The sequence below is a fragment of the Hymenobacter sp. DG25B genome, assembly GCF_000801315.1.
GTDB lineage: Bacteria > Bacteroidota > Bacteroidia > Cytophagales > Hymenobacteraceae > Hymenobacter.
On the sequence record NZ_CP010054.1, the window covers coordinates 2,851,260 to 2,867,273 of the forward strand.

A 16,014-nucleotide genomic window follows, 5' to 3' on the forward strand; every position below is an offset into this window, starting at 1 on the left:
GAAGATGCGTTAGTTTAGCCGGAATGAATACGCCTCAGGCCACGCCACTACAACAGCTACTGCGCAAACTACGGCAATTCGAAATCCGGATTCGTCAGGCCGTGGACGCGCAATTACAGGGCGACTTCCATTCCGTATTCAAAGGCACGGGGCTGGAGTTCGACGATGTGCGCCTGTATCAGTACGGCGACGAGGTGCGCGCCATTGACTGGGCCGTATCCAGCAAAGGCCACGGCACCTTCGTTAAAACCTATAAAGAAGAGCGGGAGCAGCAGGTGCTGCTTTTGCTGGATGTCAGCGCCTCCCAGCGGGTGGGCGCCGAAGGCCGGCGCAAGCTGGATGTGGGCCGCGAAATCTGCGGGATTCTGGCCCTCACGGCCGCACGGCAGTCGGCGCAGTTGGGTATTCTGGCCTTTTCCAATCAGAAAGAGCTGTATATGCCGCCGGGAAAAGGCATCCGGCACGCCTACGCCCTCATTAAATCCCTGTTTGATCTGGAGCCCCGCTCGCCCAGCACGGCTGTGGCCGCCGGCATAAAGCAGGCACTGGGCCTGCTCAAGCGGCGCACGGTAGTGGTGCTGATTTCCGATTTTATTGATACGGCCTATGAGCGGGAGCTGACCATGCTGGCCCGCAAACACGACCTGGTGGTGGTGCAGCTGCTGGACCGCCGGGAGCGGGAGTTCCCGCCCCTGGGCATTGTGCCTCTGCACGACCAAGAAACCAACCGCACGGTGTGGGTAAATACCTCCTCCGCCACGTTCCGGGCGCGCTACCGGGCCACCTACGAGCAAAACCGCGAGCAGATCAGCCAGATCTGCCGCCGCCACCGCACCGAGTTTTTATCCATCACCACCGACGCCGACTACCTTCCCCAGCTAGTCAATCTGTTTCGGCGGCGCAACCAGCGTGGCAACCGTGGGTAAAGTGTTTGGCTTGCTTTTAGGATGGATGCTGCTGGCCCTACCAGTGCTGGCGCAGCCCGATGCGCTGCCCCAAGGGCGTTTTCTGCGGTCCGGCACCCGCGTGGGAGAAATAGTGGAGTATGAGCTCCGCCTCACGCACACGCCCAGCCTGGAAGTTATTTTCCCGGACTCCGCGGCCGATTTCAGCCCGTTTGAATACCTGGGGCAGCGCTACTATCCTACCCGCACCCGCCAGGGCCGCAGCCTGGATAGAACCATATACCGGCTGCGTACTTTTTCCTTGGACTCCGTGCAGCAGCTGCGCCTGCCCGTAACGGTGCTGCGCGGCCGTGATACGCTGACGCTGCTCTCCGAGCCCGCCGTGGTCCGGCTGCAGTATACGGCCCCGCAGGACGTGCCCGACCAGCTGCCGGCCCTGCGCCAAACCACTACCCTGGCGCCGGTTTCGCCGCTGTTTAACTACCCCTACTGGCTGGCGGGCCTGGCGGGCTTGCTGCTTTTGAGCGGCGGTTTGGTACTAGCCTTCCGCCGGGCGCTGCGCCGCCGGTACCAGCGCTACAAGCTGCGGAAAAACCACGCCTACTTCCTGGCGCAGTATGCGCGCCACATAGAACGTTTTGAGCTGTCGCGCTCCACTACCAATATGGAGCGGGCCATCACGCTCTGGAAAAACTACCTTACCCTGCTGGAGAACAATAACCTCAACACCCTGACCACCCGCGAAATTGAAGCGCATTACAACCACGCCCCGTCCGTGAGTACGGCGCTGCGCATCGTGGATCAGGTGATTTATGGCCATATGCTGACCGAGGATACCCAGGAAATTAACCGCGCGTTTGAATTGCTGCGGCAGTTTGCGGAAGAGCGATACCAACTGGCCGATTATCGGGGGCGTTCCTGATATGGCCCTCCACAGCAGCCTGCGCCCAACGGGGCCGGCTGGCAAAGTGGTTTTTGCGCCCGGTTTGGGCCATATTGCACGCTTGAACGCCATGATGCCTTTTCTCTTTTCGGCCCGCCTTGCATGATGACCTTTCTGGAAGGGCTTCGGTACAGCACGCTCACGGGGTATACCTGGGAGTGGCCGCGTGTGCTGCTCTTGCTGCCGCTGGTGCCCCTGCTGTTTGGTGTTCGGTGGTTGCTGGCGTACCGTAACCGCCGCCGACTGGGCGTGGCCTTTGTGGCGGGCCGGCTCCGCACCGACTGGAGCGCGGTGCTACGGTTTCTGCCCGATGTTGTGCTGGCCCTCAGCCTCATGTTTGGCCTGCTGGCCCTGGCCCGTCCCCAGCGCACCGATGAGCGGGTAGCCCAGACCGGAGAGGGTATTGATATTCTGCTAGTCCTGGATGTGTCGGGCTCCATGGAGCTGCAGGACCTGCAGCCCAACCGCCTGGAAGCCGCCAAACGCGTGGCCCGGGAATTTGTGGATGGCCGCACCGGCGACCGAATCGGGCTGGTGGCCTTTGCCGGCGATGCGTACTCCCTGGCCCCGCTCACCACCGACTATGACCTGCTGCGCGAGAACCTGAATGAGCTGCGCCTGGGTATGATTGCCAACGATGGCACCGCCATTGGCACCGCCCTGGGCGTAGCCACCAACCGCATGCGCGATTCGCCGAGCAGCACCAAAGTGTGCATTCTGCTTTCGGATGGTGAAAACACGGCCGGCAACCTCGACCCGCTGCTGGCTGCCCAGCTGGCACACGCTTACGGCCTGCGCCTGTATACCATTGGGCTGGGGCAGGATGGCACCATTCCCTTCGGCACCGATGAGTTTGGCCGCCCCCGCTACGTAGAAACCCGCCTGGATGAAAGCACTATGCGCCAGCTGGCCACGGCCGGTGGCGGGCAATTTTTCCGGGCCACCGATACCAAAGCCCTGCGGCAGATTTTCCGACAGATCGACCGCCTGGAAAAGTCCGAAATCCGCCAGACCCGCTTCCGCAATACCCGCGACTACTACCGGTATTACCTGTACTGGTGCGTGGGGCTGTGGATGCTCTGGCTGGGCCTGAAAAATACTTTTCTCACCAATTCCATGGAAGACTAACCCCGTTTCCGGTTGTGGAGGTGACAAACCGGGACCAACCCATTCCGGTCGACCTCCTCACCCACTCAGCCTTCCTCCATACCATTACATGAGCATAGCCGAAAATATTCAGCAGTTTGAGCAGGAGCTGGCCGGTACCAACTGCCGGCTGGTTGTGGTAACCAAAACCCACCCCGTAGAACTTCTGCGCGAAGCCTATACGGCCGGCAGCCGTCTGTTTGGCGAAAATCGGGTGCAGGAAATGGTAGCCAAACAGCCAGAGCTACCCGCAGATATTGAGTGGCACCTGATTGGGCATCTGCAGACCAACAAGGTGAAGTACATTGCCCCGTTTGTGCACACAGTAGAAAGCATCGACAGCCTGAAGCTACTGGTTGAGCTGGAAAAGCAGGCCGCCCGGCACAACCGCGTCATTCAGGGCTTGCTGCAGTTTCATATTGCGGAAGAAGAAGCCAAAACGGGCCTTTCACTGGCGGAGGCCGAGGCCATTCTGCAATCGGCGGAGTATAAAGCCATGCGCCACGTGCAGCTGACCGGGGTAATGGGCGTGGCCACTTTCACGAAGGACGAAAACCAGCTGCGGCGGGAGTTTCAGGAGCTGAAAGGCTATTTTGACCTGCTGAAAAGCCGCTATTTCGTTGATCAACCCGCTTTTCGGGAAATATCCATGGGCATGAGCTCCGATTATCGGCTGGCTATTGCCGAAGGAAGTACGCTCATTCGGGTGGGCAGCGCTATTTTTGGGGCCCGCGGGTAGCTTTTTGTTGGGCGTAGTGGCCGCTTGAATGGGCGCCCTCTACCGGCTGGCACCCGCTGATTAAATTTAAATACGAACCCTCTATTCCTTGCTTATGTCCGCTCGTCTGATCCTGCAACTTGCTGCTTTCCTGGGTGCGCTGGGCGTGGGTATTGGCGCTTTTGGTGCCCACGGGCTCCGGCCCATGCTGGAGGCCGCCGGCCGCTTCGATACGTTTGAAACGGCCGTGCGCTACCAGTTTTACCATACGCTGGCCCTGGCTGCCGTGGGCGTGCTGCTGGCCGCGCGCCCTGAGCTGCGCGGCCTGGGCCTCACGGCCGGCCTGTGGCTGGGCGGCATGGTGCTTTTCTGCGGCTCTCTGTTCGCGCTGTGCTTTACGGGCTACACCAAGCTGGGTGCCGTAGCGCCCATTGGCGGCCTGCTGTTTATTGCGGGCTGGATCAGCCTGCTGGTGGCGGCCCGCCAGCTGTAGCCCTTTCCGCTAGCGTGGCTGGAGCACCCCCCCAATAATGACACTGTGCACCGGGTTTTCGCCCAGCCAGTAGGGTATTTCTTCGTAGTCGGCTACGTCCAGCACCAGGATATCGGCGCGTTTGCCAGGCTCCAGGCTACCGATGCTTTCCTGCCGATTTATGGCCCAGGCAGCGTTCAGGGTAACGCCGGCCAGGGCCTCGCGGGGGGTGAGCCCCATGTTCAGGCAGGCCACCGATAGCGCCAGCCACAGGTTTTTGCTGGGGCAGGAACCGGGATTGAAATCGGTGCTGATGGCCACGGGCACTCCCTGCCGGATTAGCTCCCGGCCCGGCGCGTACTGCTGCTGGCGCAGAAACAGCGGCACCAGCGGCAACAGCACCGCCACCGTACGGCCGTTGGCCGCCACCTGAGCCGCATCCTCCCCGGAAAGATAGTCGCAGTGGTCTACGCTGGTGGCACCCAGCGCGGCGGCCATGGCGCAGCCGCCCAGGTTATGCAGCTGCTCAGCATGAATTTTCAACTGGAAGCCCAGTTGCCGGGCCTGCGCCAGGTACACCTCCGCATCGGCCAGACTGAAGGCGCCTTCTTCACAGAAAATATCCACAAACTCGGCCTCGCCCCGCAGTTCCGGCAATACCTCCGCTACCAGATAATCTAAGTAAGCCTTAGGCTGCCCCTTAAACTCCGGCGGCACTACGTGGGCGCCCAGAAACGTGCAAACCACCTGGGCCGGCTGCTGGCGGCCGGCTTCGCGGGCCACGCGCACCAGGCGCAATTCGGTTTCCTTATCCAGGCCGTAGCCGCTCTTGGCTTCAATGGTGGTTACTCCATAGCGCCGAAAGCCTTCCAGATGGTGCAGCGCCTGGGTTAGCAGCTCTTCTTCCGAGGCGGCCCGGGTGGCCCGCACGGTGCTCAGAATGCCGCCCCCGGAGGCCAGAATATCCAGGTAGGACTCGCCGCGGAGCTTGCGCTGAAACTCGTGGGCCCGGTTGCCGGCAAACACCAGGTGGGTGTGGCACTCTACCAGCCCGGGCATCACCACGCACCCGGCGGCGTCTATTACGGTGGTAGCTGGCGTAATCTGCCCTAAATCCAGCTCAGCCATGGGGCCCAGCGCCACAATAGTATCTCCCTCACAGCCGATATAGGCATCAGGAATTAGCACCCAATCTGTTAGCTCCTCTCTGCTCAAAGGTTGCAGATTGGTACCGGTTTCGCTGGCCATAGTCAGGAGCTGGCGGCAGTTTTGGATGAGTAGAGAATAGGGCATGAGAAGAGTGAGGAAACTGATCTGAATTTTATTGTTATATAAAATGATATTAAAGTCCTATATTTAGCTCTAAAGGATGAGTATAGCAGGCATGAGAAACGGTTGAGTGAACCGGGTGGCAGGACGGAGCTGAAGTAAGTGGAATTGTAAGCGGAGCGCAAAATGAAAAAATTATTACTTACCCTGGCTTTGGCATTTTCCGGCAGCGAGCTACTCGCCCAGCTTCCTACCAACAGCTTTGCCATTACCTCTCTGTGTCCGGCCAGTGCCGGCAACCCATCCATCCTGAAAAAGATAAACACCAATGGCACCCTGACTACCGTGGGCACCATTCAGGAGGGCTCTACGCCGCTTATTCTGAATGCGCTGGGCTATGACAATAATCCCGATGCCAGCCAGCGGGCGGCTTACGGCATGCAGGTGGTGCAGCCCATTACTATTAATAACTTTCAGACGCCCCCTAACTTATACAAGATCAACCTGGCTACGGCGCAGGCTACCAAAATTGGCGCCATTGCGCCCCCACCGGTTCCCCCGTCAAGCTTATTCTCCTTTTATCTAAGCCAGACACTGAATTTTGTGGGCGATGGTAGCCCCACTTCTACGTACTATGTGGGGGCAGCCACGTTCCGCTACAGCATATTCACCGGGCGGGTAGACATGGTAAAACTTTACGTGGGCACGGTGCCCCTGCTGCCAGTGCCCAGCGCAACAGCTACCTGGCGGGTGCTGGATATCAGCGAGCCAAACACGGCGGCGGTAGTGGAGAACTTCCGCCTGCAGGTGCAGGCATTTATTAGCTCCGGGGGCAGTGGGCCCACGCCGGAAGGCGGAATTCAGGATTGGGTGTACGACCCTTTTTCGGGCAATCTGGTCAGCTACCTGGGGCAGGAGTTTAAATATCTGACCATTAAGAACCCGGGTACTGCTCCCGTAGCTACCACCACCCTGATTCCTGCCGCCAACCGCATACCCACCCCCAGTGCCCAGGACATCGGCTCTATGTTCACAGATAAAGTGGGTAACGTTTACGTGGTAACGGCCAATAGCGGCACCATTTTCCGGGTAGACCGCACCACCGGCTACTATACAGCCCTGTCGTATCCTGGCGCGTTTGGGTGCTCCCGCGGTGATGCCGTCAGCTTTGCCGGGGCACTGCCGCTGCCGGTGGAACTCATCAGCTTTTCGGCCCGGCCCGCCCCCGGGCAGGTAGCGCTGCAATGGGAAACTGCTTCCGAAGACAATACCCGGCAGTTTACCGTGCAGCGCAGCCAGGATGGGTTGGCCTGGATGGCAGTGGCCACCGTTGCGGCCACTAATTCCGCGCACGGCGCCCGCTACCAGGCCCGGGACATGGCGCCGCCTACCGGCCAGCTGTTTTACCGGCTGGCCATGGAGGACCTGGATGGTACACGGGCCTATTCCCCGGTAGAAACTGTCACTTATCAGGCATCGGCGGCCTGGGCGGCTTACCCCAACCCGGCCCACGATTTTTTACTGGTAGAAGGCACGGGCGGCGCCGGAGAAGTACTACTGCTCAACGGCCTGGGGCAGGTAGTGCGGCGGCTCCCGGCGCCCGCACCGCACACGCCGCTGCGCATAGCTACGGCCGGGCTGCCTGCCGGCTTGTATTATATCACTGCCCGGGATAGGGCCGGCCGGGCCATTTCTGAGAAGATTGAGGTGCGTTAGCGGCTCTGCGTCCGGTGCACATACCATTCGTAGGCATAGTGCCCTGCCAGGCCCAACACTACTATCCACAAGGCTAGAATAATACCGCCGGCTACCCAATTGGGCTTTTTCTCCAGCGCCTGCTCTTGGGCGCGCCGGCGTGCCTGCACCATTACCTCGGCCGGTATCAGCCTTATGCTTAAAGCAATGCCGGCTGGCACAATCAGCAGATCATCCAGATAGCCCAGCACCGGGATAAAGTCCGGAATGAGGTCAATGGGGCTCATGGCGTAGGCAATGGTAAAGCCCATCAGGGCCTTGGCGTACCAGGGCGTGCGGGCATCCTGGGCGGCATAATACAGGGCGTACAGTTCGGCCTTGAGGGCCCTGGCCTGCGCTTTTAGCTGAGCGAACATAGAATATCAGGCGCGGGGCCGGGTTGGCAAGTCCTGCACGGTACAGGTTTACGTTTGACGCTCCTCTACGTACGCTAATCCGCCAAAGATACCAGGGCTAGCGGGGACGCACCTCCTGCAGGCCGGTAAGCCGCGCAATGGGCCGCAGCACGGCAAAAAGCGTCCACCACAGCCAGCGGGCAGGTGCCGCCAGCTTAAACTCCTGCCGGAACTCGTGCACCAGCAACGCCGACTGCAGCAGCGTAGGGTTGCCGGCGGCGGAAACCTGTCCATCCTGGGCCAGCTGAAACACCGAGGTCAGGAATTCCTCACTGCGCAGGGCGGGCGTAGCGGTCCAGCGCAGAATGGTGGGCAGGTCGGCGGCATTCCATAGGGTGTGGGGCTGGCCCGCCGGTATCAGTAGCTTCGCCCCTTTTTTCAGTACCTGCTCGGTATCATTTAGCTGCAGGTGCAATTCGCCCTGCGCTACTTCCAGACTTATTTGCTGCAGCGGGTGGTAGTAAAGCAACGACTGGATGGTGTTTTTTCGATATATCACCTCCACCTCCACTTTTTCACCTCCTGAGTCTTTCGCCGTTTCTACAAAGCGAATACTCTGCCCCGTCACCGGGTTTTCGATAACCTTTCCCTTATAAATCATGAATGCGTATGCAGCTGCTAAAAAGTCAACCTATCTAATCTAAACACAGTATCCCTTAGGCTTGTATTAACTGGTAAATAAGGGTACAAAGGTAGCCTGGTGTTTATCTTCTAACTATCACATATACATGTGGTTCAGCAATATATATACAATTTTTAATACTTGATAGACTTTCTACATAACCGGCCTTTGCACGTTGGCTTATTTTTGCCAGTGACAATGTGCTTTCGGGCCTGTTTGTATTGTTTTTGGCGTCATTCCCATCTTCTTCTCACTCCGGATTTCCTGCTATGAAGGCTTTGCTGCTGATAGATATTCAAAACGATTTTGTGCCCGGCGGGGCGCTGGCCGTGCCCGAGGGCGACGCTATAATTCCGCTGGTAAATACCCTGCAGCCGCAGTTTGAGCTGGTGGTAGCCACCCAGGACTGGCACCCCGGCGGGCACAAGAGCTTTGCCTCGGCGCATGCCGGGCAGGCTGTGTTTTCTACCATTGAGCTGCACGGCCAGCCCCAGGTGCTGTGGCCCGACCACTGTGTGCAGGATACCCCGGGCACCGAGCTGCACCCCGCCCTGGATACCCGCCGCATAGAGGCCATCTTCCGCAAGGGCATGAACCCCGAAATTGACAGCTACAGCGGCTTTTATGATAACGGGCACCTGAAGTCGACGGGGCTGGCGCACTACCTGCGCGGCAAAGGCGTAACGCAGGTTTACATTGCCGGCCTGGCCGCCGATTATTGCGTGTATTTCACGGCCAAGGATGCCCTGGCCGAAGGCTTTGCAACGGTGGTGCTGGCCGATGCTACCCGGGCTATTTCCGAGGAAGGGTTTGCCCAGGCCACGGCCGATATCATCCAGCGGGGCGGGCAGGTTTTAACCAGTGCCGAAGCCCTGGCCATTGGGCAGCCAGCGTAGCATGCAGGCCGCCCCGGATGCTCCCCTGATTCTTACGCTGGAGCTGGATGCCGCTGCTACCACCTTTTTCAACCAGCTTCGCCAGCAGCATTTCCCGCCCGAGCGGAATTACCTTGCCGCTCACCTCACCCTGTTCCACCATTTGCCGGGCGCCGACCTGCCTCACATTATCAGCCATCTGGCTGCAGAAAGTGCCAGGCTACAGCCCATTCCACTAGAGGTAACCGGGGTGCGGTTTCTGGGGCAGGGCGTGGCGTATGCACTGGAAAGTCCGGTGGTTGATGCCCTGCACCGCCGCCTGCAGCAGCATTGGCAAGGCTCCCTCACGGCGCAGGATATGCAGCGGCGCCGCCCGCACGTTACCATTCAGAATAAAGTGGTACCCGCCACCGCCCGCGCCCTGTTTGAGCAGCTGCAAAGTCAGTTTACTCCTTTTGAAGCCACCGGCACCGGGCTGCGTTTGTGGGCCTACCGGGGCGGGCCCTGGGAACTGCTACATTCTTTTGATTTTCAAGCAGATGCTACTGCAGCCCATTGAGCCCGGCCGGGGCAGGCAGCAGTATATGCCTAAATAACCGCAACCCCTTTGCCGGCTTTCGCCGTAACCTGTACGCATCGATATTTCCTTATGAGTACTACAGACACCTCCGCACCGCTCACCGCCGATATTGTATTGATTGGGGCGGGCATTATGAGCGCTACTTTGGGCATGATGCTCAAGGAATTGCGCCCTGAGCTGACCATTGCCATTTTTGAGCGTCTGGATGTGGCCGCCGCCGAAAGCTCCGATGCCTGGAACAATGCCGGCACCGGCCACTCCGCCTTTTGCGAGCTGAACTACACCCCGGAGAAGGCCGATGGCAGCATTGATATATCCAAAGCCATAAAAATTGCCGAGCAGTTTGAGCAGTCCAAGCAATTCTGGGCCTACCTGGCCGAGAAATATCAGGTAAAAGAGCTCACCCGCTTTATCAACCACATTCCGCACATGAGCTTTGTGTGGGGCGATAAAAACGTGGATTTCCTGCGCAAGCGCCACGCAGCGCTGGTACAGTCGCCGCTATTTCAGGGCATGCTGTACTCGGAAAACCGCGACGAGCTGATGCAGTGGATGCCGCTGATTATGGAAGGCCGCGATCCGCAGCAGCCCGTAGCTGCCACCCGCATGGACCTGGGTACCGACGTAAACTTTGGCTCCCTCACGCGGGGCATGTTTACGCTGCTGCAGGCCAAGCCAGGCGTATCCTTCTTCTTCCACCACGAGGTGGAAAAGCTGAAGCAGAAGGAAGACGGCCTCTGGCGCATCAAAGCCAAGAACCTGGCTTCTGATGCCGAAGTGAAAATCAGGGCACCGTTTGTGTTTATTGGGGCCGGGGGCGGTTCCTTGCCGCTGCTTATCAAATCGGGCATTCCGGAAGGGGCAGGCTTTGGCGGTTTTCCGGTAAGCGGGCAGTGGCTGAAGTGCGTGAACCCCGAGGTAATAGCCCGCCACCACGCCAAAGTATATGGTAAAGCGTCCGTGGGCTCGCCGCCGATGTCGGTGCCGCACCTGGACACGCGCGTTATTAATGGCAAGCAGGAGCTGCTGTTTGGCCCCTATGCGGGCTTCAGCACCAAGTTCCTGAAGCAGGGCTCCTATCTGGATTTACCCCTTTCAGTGAAGCTCAGTAATATGCGGCCCATGATTATTGCGGGCCTCAAGAATATGTCGCTGACCAAGTACCTGATTGACCAGGTGCGTCAGTCGCCGGAAGACCGGCTGGAAGCGCTGCAGGAGTACATGCCCACCGCCCAGGGCCCCGACTGGGAGCTAGAAATAGCCGGCCAGCGCGTGCAGGTTATTAAGAAAGACGCGAAAGAAGGCGGTGTACTGGAATTCGGCACCGAAGTGGTAGCCGCCTCCGATGGCTCCATTGCGGCTTTGCTGGGTGCTTCGCCGGGGGCCTCTACGGCCGTCAGCATCATGATAAACCTTACGCAGCGGTGCTTTCCGCAACAGGCCGCCACGCCGGAATGGCAGGCTAAAATGCGCGAGATGATTCCTTCTTTCGGGCAGGAGCTGAACGACAACCCTCAGCTGGTAGAAGAGTTACGGGCGCATACCAGCGCCGTGCTGGGCCTGAACCAAATGCCTGCCGCGGTGCAGTAAGCGTCAGCCGGCTTCGGCGCGTTGCTACAGCACAATGCCGCCCCGGTTGGTTGCCGAGGCGGCATTTTGGTGTAATAGTGCTATGACTTCTTCGTCGCTCACCTGTTCAAAATCGACGTAAAACTGCCCTACCGCCATAAACCCCTCCGGCTGCGACAGACAGACATACTCATCTACCAGCGGCCGGAGCTGGTGGGCAGCATGCGGCGGCGCCACCGGCACGGCTACCACCAGCTTCCCGGGCTGACTTTTGCGAATTGCCTGCACCATGCTGACCATGGTGTGCCCGGTGGCAATGCCATCATCTACCACAATCACTGTTTTGCCTTTGAGATTGGTGGGTGTATGGCCGCCCATAAACAGCCGGAAATTCTCGCGCAGCTTAGCCTGGAGGCGGGCCGTTTCTTCCTCAATATAGCGCATCGGCACCCCGGCTGCATTTTCATTCACGACGGCGCTATCCAGGGTAACGGAGCCAATGGCGTATTCCGGGTTGCTGGGGTGGCCTATTTTTTTGGAAAGCGCTACCTCCAGCGGAAAGCCCAACCGTTGCGCAATAATATAGCCCAGGGGCACACCACCGCGGGGAATAGCCAGCACAATGCCATCCTGCCCGCGGTACTTGGTGAGCTGTGCAGCCAGCTGAATGGCAGCATCTTGGCGGTTCAGGAACATGGCAGGTAGGTTAATTGGTGAGTTGGGGCACGGCGAGCAGGTAGGTGCTGAACCAGTCGGCGGCCAGCTCCGCCACCTGGTTCAGAGCGCCGGGTTCCTCAAACAGGTGCGTGGCGCTGGGAATAATGGCCAGCCGCTTGGTACCGGGTAGCACGGCCAGGGCTTCTTCATTCAGGGCCAGCACCTCCGCATCCAGGCTGCCCACAATGAGGAGGGTGGCAGCCTGCACATGGGCCAGGCCGGGGCCGGTAATATCGGGGCGGCCGCCGCGTGAGACTACCGCGCTGATGCGGTTGGGCAGCAGTGCCGCCGCGCCCAGCGCGGAAGCCGCGCCGGTGCTGGCCCCAAAATAGCCAAAGGGCAGGCCAGCGGCCGATGGCAGCGTATCCAGAAATTCGGTAGCAGCTACCAGCCGTTGGGTCAGCAGCGGAATATCAAACCGGTTAGCATAAATCGTGTCTTCAATTTTGGTGAGCAAATCGAAGAGGAAGGTGCCGATGCCGCGCTGGTGCAATACGGTGGCCACAAAGTTATTGCGCGAGCTCAGCCGGCTGCTGCCACTGCCATGAGAGAATATCACCAGGGCCCGGGCATTGGTTGGCAGAATCAGCTCCCCTGTCAGCCAGGGCCCGTTTACCGGCACTTCCACCAGCTTATGAAAATCGTACGTCATGTCCGTTTTTGGCCTGCGTATATCCGGAATTGGCGGCTCCTTCTTCCCTGCCTGTTTGCGTGCCGCACCGTATATAAGTTACCGAAAACTCCTGACACCTAAAAGGATAGCCGTATCATAAGCCAGCGCCCCTGCTCAGGGGTAACTGCTTTTCTAATTTAACCGGCCAAGAAGAAATCAGGCTAGGCTACAGGAGCCGGCAAAGCGGGCAGATATACTTCGGCCAGCATGCACCGGGCACTGCCGCCCCCTATGGTTTCAATGGTAGGAATGGGTAGCGGCAGCAGCTGGCAATACTGGCTCAGGGCCTGCCGCTGGGCGGGCAGGAGCGCATCAAAAGCCCGCTGCGACATAGCCAGCAGCTCCGGGCCGGCCGCCGGCTGCAGCGTAAGCATGTTGCCGGCAAAGCTGGCTACCTGCGCCAGCGAAATAGGCACCACTTCATGGCCGGTTTCGGTAAGAGAATCAACGACTGACGCGCGCTCCTGGATATCGGCAATACTTTCCAGACACACCACGGCAAACCTGGCGCCAATGCACATCATTACGTTGGTGTGGTAGATTTCCTGCTGCTGCGCATCATAGGCATGAAAGGCCACCGGCTGGTACCCCAGGCGGGCGCATACTTCCTGCAGCAAGCCGGCATGGGTGCGGGGCGAGAGGCAGGCGTAGGCCCGGCGGTGCACATGGTCGAAAATGATGCTGCCGGTACCTTCCAGGAAACGGCCCTCCTGCTCGTGGGCTGAGAAGTCGATAATTTCCTGGATGGCAAACTGCTGGCCTAAGGCTTCCAGGATATCGGGGCGGCGCTCCAGGCGGCGGTTGGGGGCGCACATGGGGTAGAGTAGCACGCGGCCATCGGGGTGCAGGGTAAGCCAGTTGTTGGGAAATACGGCATCGGGCTTGTGCGGCTCGGCGGTATCCTCAAACACCAGTACCTGCATGCCGTGGGCGCGCAAGGCGGCCACCATAGCATCGAACTCAGCAAAGGCCTTTTCCTGTATTTCCCCGGCACTCAGGCCCGCCATGGTCTGCTGGAAGTAGTTGGAGGCGGCCGTTTCCGGGTTGAAGGCAAAACGGGTGGGCCGAACAAGGAAAACGGTGCGGGCAGACTGCATGGGGGAGCTTGGCCAGATGTTAGGTCACAAAGAAAGTAGCTTCCCGCACAAAACCCGTCTACTCGCTTCGCGCCTGCATTATAGCCGTTGGGTTAGTAGCAGGCCCCCGTAGGAATAGCCATTCGCATTCAGCCCCTGAATAGGCATAACAGAAAGGCCGGTGCGGCCGGCAGTTTTGTGCAGCTGCGGCACTACAATGCCCATGGTGGCCCCCACGGCATAGCCCACCAGATTATCCGTCAGGAAGTGCTTGCCGGCTTCGATACGGGCGTAGCCTACCGCCGCGGGAATGATAGCCGCAGCACCCCATACAAATGGCTCGACCGGGGAGTCGGGGTGGAAATCATGAAATACTTTGGCGGCAAAAAAGGTGGCGGTGGCCGCATGGGCCGTGTGGCCGGCAAAAAAGGAATTGGTGGCAATGCGGCTCTTGCGCTTATTGGCCGGTCCCTCGGTTCCGTACAGGAACGGGCGGTTGCGGTATACCGTGCCGGCCGACATGGTAAACAACGCCGCCGTGGCACTCATTGATTCCAGATATAATCCCGCCACCTGCCCGTAACGGCCCCGCATGTCGGAGTTTAGGGCCAGCAAGCCCGGCGCCATGGCTAAGGAGCCGTAGCACAGGATATTACTTACCAGGATAGCATCCTCGCTGTATTTACCGGCGGCAAACCGGTCCATTCGGGGCAAAGCGTTCCTGTCTAAGCCGGCCAGCTCCTCATCGGAGGGGCCATGCTTTTGGGAAATCAGATAGAGCCCCAGGCCACTTACCGCGCCCAGACCTGCCGTGATGGGTGCATCTACCGCAAAGCGGGTATGATACGGAGACGGGGCCTGCTGGGCAATGACGGAGGGACTCACCGCCAGCTGCAAGGAGCCGCAGAGGAAGAGCGTAGCGAGTAACTTCATAGCTGTAGGAATTAGCGCTGAAGTTAAAACGGGGAAGCATCCGGCGGGGTTGACACGCTCACTATCAAGCAAGTACCAACTGCATATTCCTCATCGCCAATGGGCTTTTGCGCGCCGGCGGGGCACAAAAAAAGAAGCATGCCCAAGGACATGCTTCTTAACTTCATAGGAAGTTCGCGGTAATTAAGCGCGACGCACTTTAACAGCGCTCAGACCTTTACGGCCTTCTTCCACTTCGAATTCAACTTTATCGTTGTCACGAATTTCGTCGATGAGGCCCGTTACGTGGACAAATACGTCTTGGCCGGTAGCGGCGTCGTTGATGAAACCAAAGCCTTTGGTTTCATTGAAGAATTTTACGGTTCCTGTTGACATGATGCTTAGGAAAGTGGTGAAAATGAAGCAACTGGCAACGGAACTCTACTATTTTTCAACACGGAAGGAATGGTAGTGACACGAGGCATTTTGCCTTTAACAATGTAAACGTACGCTTTTTTTTGTTCTGCCCGGTTTAAAAGGCAGCTTTGGAAGCCAGCGTCGAATGACATGGGGGTAACGGGCAAGGCCGCCAATAGGTTCATATTACCGATAATATATAGCATAATTACCTACCGAGCCGGGCATGGCTTTCATTATATCTTTCTGATTATTAATATATTATATGCATCCCGTTGTAAGCCTGAAGGCTTCGCAATTACTTAGCTCAGACAGCGCGACGCCTGGACTAAATACTTTGGGCAGTGCCGGTTAATAAAGCCGGCAACGCAGGGCGGCTGGTTTATATCTGGCTACTTTCATCCTCCACAAAGGATTTGAGCAGCTCCAGCATGCCCTCATCAATCACGGGCAGGTGGGCGTCCAGAAAATTGGAGCGGTAGGGATTGATGTAGCCGGAGATACGCTCAAAGTTTTCTCCTGAGAGCGGCTGAAACCCCATGGTCCAGTTCTGGAAAGTGCGCCTCTGAATAGGCCCGTCGGAAAGCGTGAGCACGCGGGTATGCCGGTAGTCCTCCTGAATAACGCCGTATATGTGCCGCACGGCGGCCTCCTCCCCTTCCAGCACCTGCACAAAGCTGCCATTGCCATACAGCAGCAACCCCGTAATGCCCAGCTGGGCGTTGTTGGTACGGGCCTGCTGCAGCAGAAAGGTGAGGTCGGCGGTGGTTTGCTGCCCCACGGCGCAACTGTTATAAACAATGTGGTGCATAATCCTTTACCTTTTCCTGGGTGGTGCAGCAGGCAGCCGGCGTGGTTTCCGAACCTCATTAGTCAGCCGGGTTGCCTCTTATAAGATATCAACCCAACGGCGAAAAACCTAGAGAAACTGCTTCAACCCTTCCAGGCCGTTCTATCTTCCCGGCGGTTT

At 58.6% G+C, this 16,014-nt stretch carries 18 protein-coding genes; 9 read left to right on the forward strand and 9 right to left on the reverse strand.

Annotated features, from left to right (window positions below):
* Positions 1-23: 23 nt before the first annotated feature.
* From PK28_RS12270 to PK28_RS12290, 5 genes are all read left to right on the forward strand, one after another.
* The gene (locus PK28_RS12270; protein ID WP_044514230.1) at positions 24-926 is read left to right on the forward strand and encodes a DUF58 domain-containing protein; all 903 of its coding nucleotides are present in this window, start codon (positions 24-26) and stop codon (positions 924-926) included.
* Positions 927-951: 25 nt separating this feature from the next.
* The gene (locus tag PK28_RS12275; protein ID WP_044514232.1) at positions 952-1,827 is read left to right on the forward strand and encodes a hypothetical protein; all 876 of its coding nucleotides are present in this window, start codon (positions 952-954) and stop codon (positions 1,825-1,827) included.
* 123 nt (positions 1,828-1,950) lie between these two features.
* Positions 1,951-2,976: a vWA domain-containing protein gene (locus PK28_RS12280; protein ID WP_044514235.1), complete on the forward strand. Its 1,026-nt coding sequence runs from the start codon at positions 1,951-1,953 to the stop codon at positions 2,974-2,976.
* An 88-nt stretch (positions 2,977-3,064) separates the two neighbouring features.
* On the forward strand, positions 3,065-3,733 hold the full coding sequence (locus tag PK28_RS12285) for a YggS family pyridoxal phosphate-dependent enzyme (protein WP_044514238.1): 669 nt from the start codon (positions 3,065-3,067) through the stop codon (positions 3,731-3,733).
* Positions 3,734-3,827: 94 nt separating this feature from the next.
* Positions 3,828-4,205: a DUF423 domain-containing protein gene (locus tag PK28_RS12290; protein ID WP_044514240.1), complete on the forward strand. Its 378-nt coding sequence runs from the start codon at positions 3,828-3,830 to the stop codon at positions 4,203-4,205.
* Positions 4,206-4,214: 9 nt separating this feature from the next.
* On the opposite strand, the gene hutI is transcribed toward PK28_RS12290, so the two are convergent.
* The gene (gene hutI, locus PK28_RS12295; protein WP_044514242.1) at positions 4,215-5,477 is read right to left on the reverse strand and encodes an imidazolonepropionase; all 1,263 of its coding nucleotides are present in this window, start codon (positions 5,475-5,477) and stop codon (positions 4,215-4,217) included.
* Between the two features lie 162 nt (positions 5,478-5,639).
* Here hutI and PK28_RS12300 point away from each other — a divergent pair, with 162 nt between their 5' ends.
* The gene (locus tag PK28_RS12300) at positions 5,640-7,169 is read left to right on the forward strand and encodes a T9SS type A sorting domain-containing protein (RefSeq protein ID WP_044514245.1); all 1,530 of its coding nucleotides are present in this window, start codon (positions 5,640-5,642) and stop codon (positions 7,167-7,169) included.
* On the opposite strand, the gene PK28_RS12305 is transcribed toward PK28_RS12300, so the two are convergent.
* Positions 7,166-7,564 carry a YkvA family protein gene (locus PK28_RS12305; protein ID WP_044514247.1) on the reverse strand — a complete coding sequence of 133 codons (399 nt, stop codon included), beginning with the start codon at positions 7,562-7,564 and terminating at the stop codon, positions 7,166-7,168. The two genes, PK28_RS12300 and PK28_RS12305, sit on opposite strands and share 4 nt — an antisense overlap.
* A gap of 97 nt (positions 7,565-7,661) precedes the next feature.
* Entirely contained in the window at positions 7,662-8,204 is a 543-nt protein-coding gene (locus PK28_RS12310) for a cupin domain-containing protein (RefSeq protein ID WP_044514248.1), read from the reverse strand.
* A gap of 290 nt (positions 8,205-8,494) precedes the next feature.
* On the opposite strand from PK28_RS12310, the gene pncA reads away from it, so the two are divergent.
* From pncA to PK28_RS12325, 3 genes are all read left to right on the forward strand, one after another.
* On the forward strand, positions 8,495-9,121 hold the full coding sequence (pncA, locus tag PK28_RS12315) for a bifunctional nicotinamidase/pyrazinamidase (protein ID WP_044514250.1): 627 nt from the start codon (positions 8,495-8,497) through the stop codon (positions 9,119-9,121).
* 1 nt (position 9,122) lies between these two features.
* Positions 9,123-9,659: a 2'-5' RNA ligase family protein gene (locus PK28_RS12320; RefSeq protein WP_044514251.1), complete on the forward strand. Its 537-nt coding sequence runs from the start codon at positions 9,123-9,125 to the stop codon at positions 9,657-9,659.
* 90 nt (positions 9,660-9,749) lie between these two features.
* The gene (locus PK28_RS12325; protein ID WP_044514253.1) at positions 9,750-11,270 is read left to right on the forward strand and encodes a malate:quinone oxidoreductase; all 1,521 of its coding nucleotides are present in this window, start codon (positions 9,750-9,752) and stop codon (positions 11,268-11,270) included.
* A 24-nt stretch (positions 11,271-11,294) separates the two neighbouring features.
* Here PK28_RS12325 and PK28_RS12330 read toward each other — a convergent pair whose 3' ends face one another.
* The 6 genes from PK28_RS12330 to PK28_RS12355 all read right to left on the reverse strand — a co-directional run bounded on the left by PK28_RS12330 (position 11,295) and on the right by PK28_RS12355 (position 15,855).
* On the reverse strand, positions 11,295-11,945 hold the full coding sequence (locus tag PK28_RS12330) for a phosphoribosyltransferase (protein WP_044514255.1): 651 nt from the start codon (positions 11,943-11,945) through the stop codon (positions 11,295-11,297).
* Between the two features lie 10 nt (positions 11,946-11,955).
* Positions 11,956-12,618: a dienelactone hydrolase family protein gene (locus PK28_RS12335; RefSeq protein ID WP_044514257.1), complete on the reverse strand. Its 663-nt coding sequence runs from the start codon at positions 12,616-12,618 to the stop codon at positions 11,956-11,958.
* A 182-nt stretch (positions 12,619-12,800) separates the two neighbouring features.
* Positions 12,801-13,736, reverse strand: coding sequence for a citrulline utilization hydrolase CtlX (ctlX, locus tag PK28_RS12340; RefSeq protein WP_044514258.1), 936 nt, complete (start codon positions 13,734-13,736; stop codon positions 12,801-12,803).
* A gap of 78 nt (positions 13,737-13,814) precedes the next feature.
* Positions 13,815-14,648, reverse strand: coding sequence for a phosphatase PAP2 family protein (locus PK28_RS12345; RefSeq protein WP_044514259.1), 834 nt, complete (start codon positions 14,646-14,648; stop codon positions 13,815-13,817).
* Between the two features lie 183 nt (positions 14,649-14,831).
* Entirely contained in the window at positions 14,832-15,023 is a 192-nt protein-coding gene (locus PK28_RS12350; RefSeq protein ID WP_044514260.1) for a cold-shock protein, read from the reverse strand.
* Positions 15,024-15,426: 403 nt separating this feature from the next.
* Positions 15,427-15,855 (reverse strand): BLUF domain-containing protein, encoded by a 429-nt coding sequence (locus PK28_RS12355; RefSeq protein WP_048825968.1) that lies wholly within the window; start codon positions 15,853-15,855, stop codon positions 15,427-15,429.
* Positions 15,856-16,014: the final 159 nt, after the last annotated feature.